The organism is Nosocomiicoccus sp. HMSC09A07, assembly GCF_001808485.1.
Taxonomy (GTDB): Bacteria; Bacillota; Bacilli; order Staphylococcales; family Salinicoccaceae; genus Nosocomiicoccus; species Nosocomiicoccus ampullae_A.
Window position 1 is genome coordinate 41,781 of sequence record NZ_KV793636.1, and the last position, 9,611, is coordinate 51,391.

Annotated in this window: 10 protein-coding genes; 9 read left to right on the forward strand and 1 reads right to left on the reverse strand. The window is 38.4% G+C overall.

The features are described from left to right. Positions 1 to 400 precede the first annotated feature (400 nt). Complete coding sequence (gene moaC, locus HMPREF3177_RS06995; protein ID WP_068129735.1) at positions 401 to 877, reverse strand: cyclic pyranopterin monophosphate synthase MoaC; 477 nt, start codon at positions 875 to 877, stop codon at positions 401 to 403. 68 nt (positions 878 to 945) lie between these two features. On the opposite strand from moaC, the gene glp reads away from it, so the two are divergent. The 9 genes from glp (at position 946) to HMPREF3177_RS07040 (ending at position 9,490) form a co-directional block, all read left to right on the forward strand. Then, entirely contained in the window at positions 946 to 2,193 is a 1,248-nt protein-coding gene (gene glp / locus HMPREF3177_RS07000) for a molybdopterin molybdotransferase MoeA (protein ID WP_070458119.1), read from the forward strand. Continuing rightward, entirely contained in the window at positions 2,190 to 2,636 is a 447-nt protein-coding gene (mobB, locus tag HMPREF3177_RS07005; RefSeq protein WP_068129741.1) for a molybdopterin-guanine dinucleotide biosynthesis protein B, read from the forward strand. Before glp ends, mobB begins: the two co-directional genes overlap by 4 nt. After that, entirely contained in the window at positions 2,633 to 3,088 is a 456-nt protein-coding gene (locus HMPREF3177_RS07010; RefSeq protein WP_068129743.1) for a molybdenum cofactor biosynthesis protein MoaE, read from the forward strand. The genes mobB and HMPREF3177_RS07010 overlap by 4 nt, the downstream gene beginning before the upstream one ends. Then, on the forward strand, positions 3,078 to 3,311 hold the full coding sequence (locus HMPREF3177_RS07015) for a MoaD/ThiS family protein (protein ID WP_070458122.1): 234 nt from the start codon (positions 3,078 to 3,080) through the stop codon (positions 3,309 to 3,311). The genes HMPREF3177_RS07010 and HMPREF3177_RS07015 overlap by 11 nt, the downstream gene beginning before the upstream one ends. Next, a complete protein-coding gene (locus HMPREF3177_RS07020) occupies positions 3,312 to 3,878 on the forward strand; it encodes a molybdenum cofactor guanylyltransferase (protein WP_068129751.1) in 567 nt (188 codons plus the stop codon). It begins immediately after the preceding gene. Positions 3,879 to 3,888: 10 nt separating this feature from the next. Next, the gene (gene moaA, locus HMPREF3177_RS07025; protein ID WP_068129754.1) at positions 3,889 to 4,908 is read left to right on the forward strand and encodes a GTP 3',8-cyclase MoaA; all 1,020 of its coding nucleotides are present in this window, start codon (positions 3,889 to 3,891) and stop codon (positions 4,906 to 4,908) included. 48 nt (positions 4,909 to 4,956) lie between these two features. Next, a complete protein-coding gene (locus HMPREF3177_RS07030) occupies positions 4,957 to 6,492 on the forward strand; it encodes an ATP-binding cassette domain-containing protein (RefSeq protein WP_068129757.1) in 1,536 nt (511 codons plus the stop codon). Beyond that, on the forward strand, positions 6,489 to 8,021 hold the full coding sequence (locus tag HMPREF3177_RS07035) for an ATP-binding cassette domain-containing protein (RefSeq protein WP_070458125.1): 1,533 nt from the start codon (positions 6,489 to 6,491) through the stop codon (positions 8,019 to 8,021). Before HMPREF3177_RS07030 ends, HMPREF3177_RS07035 begins: the two co-directional genes overlap by 4 nt. Positions 8,022 to 8,152: 131 nt before the next feature. Then, positions 8,153 to 9,490, forward strand: a complete 1,338-nt coding sequence (locus HMPREF3177_RS07040; RefSeq protein ID WP_070458128.1) for a hemolysin family protein — start codon at positions 8,153 to 8,155, stop codon at positions 9,488 to 9,490. The last annotated feature ends 121 nt before the right edge of the window (positions 9,491 to 9,611 follow it).

Consider the following 9,611-nt stretch of genomic DNA (forward strand, 5'->3'; position numbering starts at 1 on the left):
TTTTTGTTAGATAAAAAAATATATTTAACAAAAACCGTGTCTGCGGACCGAAATTTGTTAAATATATCCGGATATCTCACAAAAACGCAATATTTTTGTTAAATAAAATCGGGAGAAAGAGCGTTTTTCATCTTTTAGGGATAAAAAACACTATCCCTCATCGGTATTTACAAAAAAACTCTGAATTTGTTAGATATATCAAGATAATTAACAAAAATTCGGGTTCCCACCTCGTTTTTGTTAGATAAAAAAATATAATTAACAAAAACCGAGCAACCGGACCGAAATATGTTAAATAAATCCGGATATCTCACAAAACCGCGATATTTTTGTTAAATAAAATCGGCAAAAGAATAAAAACACCAATTCAAAAGCACCCCGGTCAACCCACATCCATCACCTAAATAGAATAATCTCCGGATTTCCCGCCTGATTTACTTAATAGTTTAGTTTCTCTGATGATCATACCTTTATCGAGCGCTTTACACATGTCGTACACTGTGAGTGCTGCAGCGCTTGCGGCCGTTAAGGCTTCCATCTCCACACCTGTTTGCCCTTTAACTTTTACTGTCGCTTTGATGTGTAGCTTGTATCCGTCATCCGTATCCCAGTTAAATGTGATGTCGATTCCAGAAAGTTGTAATGGATGGCACATCGGGATGATTTGATGCGTGTTTTTCGCTGCCATAATTCCTGCGATTTGTGCGACTGCTAAGACGTCACCTTTTTTCATCTTTTCGTTTACGATGCCTTCATATATTTCTTGACTGACTTCAATTACGCTTTCTGCAGTTGCAACGCGTGACGTGACATTTTTTTCTGAGACGTCGACCATTTTCGCGCGTCCTTCTTCGTTAAAGTGAGTAAACTTAGACATTAAAATCCCTCTTTTTAGTATAATAGTTCATAAGTATTACGTTAATTATATCAAAAGGAGAGATTTTAGTGACTTTAAATAGACAACCAATCCCAGTTTTTGATGCCGTAACTAAAGTAGTAGAAAATGTAACACATATAGATACTGAAACAGTGAAACTCGAAGATAGTTATAATCGTTATCTTTCAGAGGATTTAACAGCAACTCATGACGTGCCGTTATTTACGCGTTCAGCGATGGATGGGTTTGCGATCCGTAGTGCTGATTCAGGTAAAGGTGCAGCGTTTACTGTTGTAGATGAAGTACCCGCTGGCAGTACGAGTGACTACGAATTAAAAGAAAATGAAGCATTTCGTATTATGACAGGTGCAGAGTTACCGAAATCTGCAGACACGGTCGTGATGTTTGAGCAGGCAAATATTGACGGTGATACGTTCACGATCCGTAAAACATTTGATGCATTCGATAACGTTGCGATGCAAGGGGAAGAGTGTAAAAAAGGCGACATTATCGTCCATAAAGGAAGTCAAATTAACCCAGGCACAGTCGCAACGCTTGCGACATTTGGATACGTTGAAGTGAATGTCTACCGCGTTCCAGTTGTCGGTGTTTTATCGACAGGAAGTGAATTACTTGAAGTATCTGACGAATTAGAGCGCGGTAAAATTAGAAACTCAAACACACCGATGATTATGGCACAGTTAGAGAGAATTGGCGTGCACGCTAAGCGATATGATCTCGAAGAAGATAATCTAGACACACTTCTAGAAAAAATCGAAAAAATGTTTAACGAAGTCGACGCAGTTATCACAACAGGTGGTGTGTCTGTTGGAGATTACGACTTACTTCCGAAAGTATATGAAAAACTTGGCGCGGAAGTTCTGTTTAACAAAGTGGCAATGCGACCAGGTAGTGTTACGACAGTCGCAAGGGCAAAAGGCAAGTTTTTATTCGGTTTAAGCGGGAATCCATCTGCGTGCTATTCAGGATTTGAGTTATTCGCTCGTCCTGCGATATTACTTATGCAAGGTTCTGCACGAGCATTCGCGCCATTCGTGAACGCGACGCTTGGAGAAGACTTTAAAAAGCCAAATCCGTTTACGCGATTTGTCCGTGCTGAGATTGACTTTGTCGACGGTAAAGTCATCTCAAAACCGTCTGGATTTAATAAATCAAACGCCGTAACGTCTATTGCGAGAAGCAACGGTGTTATCGTATTACCAGGTGGTACACGTGGCTTTGAAGCGGGAGATGAAGTACAAGTAATGCTGACAGATGTGACGAGCGGTGTGTCACACTTTTCGATTCGACAATGAAAATCTTACAAGTCGTCGGATATAAAGATACCGGCAAAACAACGCTAATCGTTGAGTTTCTAAAAATATTGAAAGCTTCGAACTTAAAAGCAGCAGTAATAAAACATCATCACATTGATATCGATGATTCGACAGACACTGGAAAGTTCAGTCGACTGAGCGACTATACGATATTAAACACACCGAATTATACGATTTACCACGACAACAAAGTGCCGGGTTTAAAAGAGCAAATCGAAGCTTTAAACGGTAAAGTAGACGTCATTTTAATCGAAGGTTATAAAAACGAAGATTATGACAAGATTGTCCTCACGCATTCGTTCACGGGTGAAAAAGGCGACATAAGAGAATTAGAGCTGTCAAATGTGGTAAACTACTATAACGTAGCATCAGATCAAGATGCGATATTACAATGGTTTAAAGGTTGGAGTAAAAATAGATGAAGCAGTTCGAAATAGTAACTGAACCGATTGATATCGTAAAATATCAACAATATGTTCTAGACAAACATCAAGGTGGTCTTGTGACGTTCACGGGTCACGTGCGTGAGTGGACACAAGGGACACGTACAGTATATTTAGAGTACGAAGCATATATTCCGATGGCAGAAAAAATGCTCGCACAAATCGCAGATGAGATAAGCGAAAAGTGGCCTGGTGTCAAAACGAGCATCGCGCACCGAATCGGTAAACTCGATGCGACTGAGATCGCGGTCGTTATTTTAACGTCTTCACCTCACCGACATAACGCGTATCGTGCAAATATGTACGCAGTCGACCGATTAAAAGAAATCGTTCCGATATGGAAAAAAGAGATTTGGGAAGACGGAGAAGAGTGGATTGGTGACTCTAGACATTATCACTCGAGTGTGGAGGTGGATCGTGATGAAAATTAAAATATTTGCAAGTATAAAAGAAAAAATCGGTGACGATCATATTGAATTACCGATTCATGACGCAATAACAGTGAAAGAATTAAAAGAGCGTTTATATATCGATTATCCAGAATTAGACGGAGAAGTGTTTCAAGTTGCAGTGAACGAATCGTTTGAAAGAGACGAGTCAGTAATTGCACCTGATGACGTCGTAGCACTTATCCCGCCAGTGAGTGGTGGTTAAATGGTAATCGGAGCAGTATTAGCAGGTGGAAATTCGACGCGATTTGGTTCAGACAAATCATTATATGCGTTAAACGACAGGCCGATGTATATGCATGTCGTGAATCGTTTAAAGAAAAGTGGAGTCGTCGACGAAATCGTCGTCAATACAAACGTGCGATTAAAGGATGCGTTTCATCCGTATAAAACGGTGATAGATGACGAAAGTTTTATAGATCACGGACCACTCGGTGGAATTTACGCACTGATGAAAGAATATCCAGACGACTACGTCATCATCGTGTCGACAGACACACCGTACGTACCGAGTGCGTGGTTAAAAGTGTTAGTCGAAAAGGCGATTGAAACGAACAAAATCGTCGTTACTGAAGGCGAGCAACTACATCCGTTAATCGGTGTATATCACGGTGAAACGATCGTCGAAGATTTAAAAAGACAACTCGAATCAAAAAAACTGAGTATCCGACAATTTTTAGAGCACCAAGACTATATAACGTTAAACATTGAAGACTACGGTCTAAATGAATCGATGTTTGTAAACATTAATCGTAAAACGGATATTCTCTAGGAGGGATACGATGAAACAAGTAACTGATAAGTTCGGACGACCGTTACGAGATCTTCGTATTTCCGTAACGGATAAATGTCAGTTCAGATGTAGCTACTGCATGCCAAAAGAAATATTCGGCGATGACTATGCGTTTTTACCGCAAGAGCATTTACTTTCATTTGATGAAATTGAAAGACTCGCGCGTATATACGCAGATCTCGGTGTCAAAAAATTACGTATAACAGGTGGTGAACCGTTAATGCGTAAAGACTTACACGAGCTTATCGCACGATTAAATAAAATTCCAGGTATAGAAGATATCGGTATGACGACGAATGCGTTACTGTTAAAAAAACATGGCCAAAAGCTTTACGATGCGGGCCTTCGTCGTTTAAACATTTCACTCGATGCGATGGACGACGAACTATTTGGTCAAATTAATGACCGTGGCATCGGTACATCGAGAATATTAGAAAATATAGATTATGCGATTTCTCTCGGGTTTAAAATTAAAGTCAATATGGTCGTACAAAAAGGATTAAACGACCATGAGATTTTACCCATGGCGCGTCATTTTAAAAACACGCCAATTACGTTACGTTTTATCGAGTTTATGGATGTCGGTAACGATAACGGATGGAACTTCGAAAAAGTCGTATCTAAAGAAGATATATTAGATATGTTGCGTGAAGAATTTACACTTGAGCCAGTAGACCCAGCGTACTACGGGGAAGTTGCGAAAGTGTATAAGCATACGGACACAGATGCACATTTAGGGTTTATTACGAGTGTGTCTGAAAATTTCTGTTCAACATGTACACGCGCAAGACTATCTGCAGACGGCAAGTTTTATGGTTGTCTATTCGCAACTGAAGGATTTGATATAAAAACGCTCATGCGTGAAGGTATTTCAGATGAAACACTCGAAGACATCTTAATGGGTGAGTGGAATAAGCGTGACGACCAATATTCAGCAATTCGTCATAAAATTACAGAAGAAGAGCGCAAAGCGCGTCGTAAAATAGATATGAGCTATATTGGAGGATAGGAAGCGTGGGAGGATGAACTCTCACGTTTTTTTAATAGAGGTGTAAACATGAAGTTTGATTTGGATAGAAAGTACATCGTGATCTATACGCTCATTTCAACCGTAGTTGCAGTGAGTTATTTATTATTCGGTCACGAACTATCAAAACTACTTGAAAACTTAATCATAAACAAAACGACAGTAAAAACTGAATTTATAATGCTCATCGTGTACTTTATCTTGTTTTTCTTAGTGACATATATGTATAACTTCTACACGAGTAAAGTCGCAAGTCAAAACTTAACAGAAAAAGCAAAAGCTCTTGCACGCAGTATTCACGTCGATTCAAAGAGAGATAGCGAATCGATTTTAAACGCAATATTTGTCCATTTAGAAAAGTATCGTCCGTATCAAGAAAGTTTTATACCGACGGTCGTTTTAACTGTGACAAAGGTCGTTATAATTATCGTTGCACTCTTTTTTATAGAGCCAGTTGCAGCAATTATACTTCTTACAACGGCGCCTTTTATACCGTTATTTTATATATTAGTCGGCCTTAAAACTGAAGATGAAGCACTCGAGCAAGCGACAGAGTTCGACGAGATGGGCACGCTATTTTTAAATTTAGTACGCGGAAAAGACACAGTCACCTATACGAACGCTGAACGTGAGGCGAGTCGTGCGTTACAAAAGAGTAACGACAAGTTTTTATCGACGACGATGCATATATTAAAATATGCTTTCCAATCGACGTTAATGCTCGAGTTTATAACGATACTCGGTATTGGTCTAACGGCGCTCGAGGTCGGATTACGTATTATCATCTTTGAAAATATTACGTTTTACCAAAGTTTCTTTGTACTGCTCATGGCACCGGAATTTTATTCATCATTAAAAGTGATGGGGACAGAATTCCATAACGGAAAAATCGCAGACGGTCACTTACAAAAAGTGAACGAGTCACTAGTAGCACCACGTAAAGAGTACCGTGAAAAAGGTGAGTCGTTACAGCTCCACGATGTTACGATTACGACAGACCGCGACTTACTTAAAAATACGTCTATTCAGTTTAATAAATCTGGTCTCATAGCGATTACCGGAAAATCTGGTGTCGGGAAAACGACGTTATTAAATACGATCGCCGGACTACACCCGCCGACAACTGGACAAGTAACGATTCAGAGCGACGACGTGTTATATATATCTGACGATATTTACTTATCTGACACGACGTTTAGACAGTATTTTAACGATCTCGAAGAAGATAAAATACTCAACGTCTTACAAGAACTTCAACTTTACGACAGTATTATGAATCTTGAAGCGGGGCTCGACACGTTAATTATCAACAATAATGTACCGTTAAGTGGCGGAGAAATTGTTCGACTGAAACTCGCACGTGTATTACTTTTACGTCCACATATCGTATTGATGGACGAACCGACAGAGTTTTTAGATGACGCAACTGAAGAGATCGTATTAGAGCATTTAAAAGATCTAAAAGAACATACGTTAATTATCGCGGTCGTTCATCGACGTGCATTATTAGATATCGCGGACACACATATCGTTATGCAAAATGAAACGCTAGAGGTGAGTGTATGAACTTTTTAAAAAATGAACAAATAAAAGTATACTTAAGCATCATCCTCGGCATTTTAAGTGGCCTTGTTGGTGTCTCGATATTCGGTTTAAGTGGCTATATGATTAGCTTGAGTTATTTTAATCCGCCACTTATTACAATAATTTTTATTATCGTAATTATTAAACTGTTCGGCTTATCAAAAGGTGTGTTTAAATATTTTGAACGTATATTTTCGCATGAAGCGACGTTTCAAATGATCAACCGTTTGCGTCTTGATTTTTTAAATCAGACATTGGCAAATCATATTAAGACACGTGACGTCCGGTTAATCGAACGTTTAAATAAACATTTTGATGATATTGAAGGGTATTATATACGAATCGTTTACCCGATTGTTACAGCTGTTTCGACTGTGCTTATTGTCATTATTTTATCGGCGCTCGTTAGTACGAAACTTGTCATTATATTTAGTGTGTTTTCATTGTTCGTTTTACTCGTCGTACCACTAATTTTTAAGCGTGTATTTGAACGTATTTATGACGAAGAAAGTGACGTAGAGTCCACGCTCTATTTAAAAGTATATAGTCTCATATACGGGTATACGGATTTTTTCATCAACAAAGAAATCGATGAAAAGCAGCATGACATCGAGACGTTAATTGAGCGATATAACGACAAGAAATTTATGCACGCGAACATAACACATATCATGCGAATGACTGCACAGGTACTACAAATTATCGGATTGTCACTCATTATTTACGCGGTGGATGATGTACTACTGTTACCGATGATTCTCTTGATATTTATAAACGTTGTGGAATTGCTTGTCCCAGTTATGCAGCCGGTGAGCGAGTTCAGTCGTGTGAAAGAGACAATCAAAAGAATCGAAGGTCATTCTGAGAACGAGCGCCCGTTTAACGAAGAGTTGTCAGTTAAAGACTTAACGTTTCGGTATGAAAATTCAAAGCGCGACGTGTTAAAACGAGTGACGTTAAACGTTAAACAAGGCGAAAAACACGTCATTATTGGTCCGAGTGGATCTGGGAAGTCGACATTACTTCATCATTTAATTACAGAAGATGCGAGTGTGATGCCACAGTTTTTAGATTTTTACAACGGTACATTAAGAGATAATTTAACGATGTTCGGTAAAAATGAAGTTGAAGCGGATGAGTTAAAAGAGTATTTGGATGATTTTAATTTAAAAGAACTGGAACTGGATGATTATATGTACGCCACTCGTCACATGTCAGCGGGTGAAATGAAACGACTGCATGCGATTCGTATGATTTTAGAACGTAAAAATACGTGGATTATGGACGAGCCGACAGCCCGACTAAACGATATTTTACGAGAAAAAATGTGGGACCTTATATTAAAGCAAGAGACATTAATCGTCGTGACACATGATTTAAGTCATTTGGACGAGTTTGATTTTATTCATTATTTAAAAGATGGAGAAATCGTTGAAACGATTACGAGTCACGCGTTAAAAGAAGAGAGTTCAGAAATTAAAAAAATCACTGAACGTTTTACATTTGAATGATGTAGAAATATATTCAAAATTAAGCGAATGTGGTAAAATATCAATACTATATTGGAAAAAGAAACGTATCGTAAGCATACTTATCTATATATAGCTAATCAATGGAGGTGACCCCGAGTTCGGGGAACGTATTGGATACGACCACAATCTTAAATCTATTTATATTTATTCTACTCATTTTACTGACGATGATGTTCGTTGGATCTGAGTTTGCATTTGTTAAAGCGAGATTATCAAAAATCGATCAACTGATTGAAGAGGGCAATAAAAAAGCCGAATTAGTGAAGCATATGATTCTTCATCTCGACTATTATTTATCTGCCTGTCAGTTAGGGATTACAATCACAGCGCTAGGATTAGGTTGGATTGGAGAATCAACATTCGCAATTTTATTAAATCCCTTATTTGACTTAATTAATATACCAAACGAGTATATGACGATCGTTAGCTTTATTGTCGCGTTTACAATCGTGACGTTCATACACGTCGTTGTCGGTGAACTTGCACCAAAAACAGTTGCAATTCAGTATGCTGAAAAAGTGAGTATGGTATTTGCGAGACCACTCTATATATTTGGAGTTATCATGAAGCCATTAATATGGTCAATGAACGGAACTGCGCGATTTTTAGTGAGACTCATTGGTATAAAAGATGTCGCGACAGAACATGCACACTCTGAAGAAGAGTTAAAAATTATTATGACACAAAGTTATAAAAGCGGAGAAATCAACTTAACAGAGCTCGCTTATATGAAAAATATATTCTCATTTGATGAAAGAGCCGCAAAAGATATTATGGTTCCGAGAACTCAAATGATCACACTGCAACAACCGATTACGTTAGAAAGTGTCTTAGAAACTGTAAACGAATATAGCTTTACACGTTATCCAGTGACAGACGAAACTGGAGATAAAGACCAAATTATCGGATTTATAAACGTCAGAGAATATTTCACAGAGTATCTATCGGGTAAAACAGATAACATCGAAGACTTTATACACGAACTGCCTGTTATCACTGAAGTATCTCATATTTCAGATGCACTTATAAAAATGCAAAAAGAACGTGTCCACATCGCACTCGTCATCGATGAGTACGGTGGAACAGCAGGCATGATGACGATGGAAGACATTCTCGAAGAAATCGTCGGTGAGATCCGTGACGAATTCGACGAAGATGAAGAACCAGAAATCATTAAAGTCGAACAAGAAGAGAATCTGTATCACATTAACGGAAGAATGTTACTAGCAGACTTAGAAGAAATGTTCGGTATCGAATTTGAAGACAGCGAAGACATTGATACGATCGGAGGCTGGCTGCAAAACATTACCCCTGACATCTCAGAAGGTGATGCTGTCGATACGAAAGAAGACAAGTGGGTCGTCTTAGAAACAGACAACCACACAATCAAGACAATCGCTTTTTATCGAAGTTTATATAACTACGAAGACGAAGAAGTAAAAGATTAACAGCTGGGCGGTTTTTTATCTTGTAGGATAAAAAGTGAACTATCACTCATTGCTAATTTACAAAAATGAGGCTTGGAGATTGAAATTTGTTAGATATATCAGGATATTTAACAAAAACTCA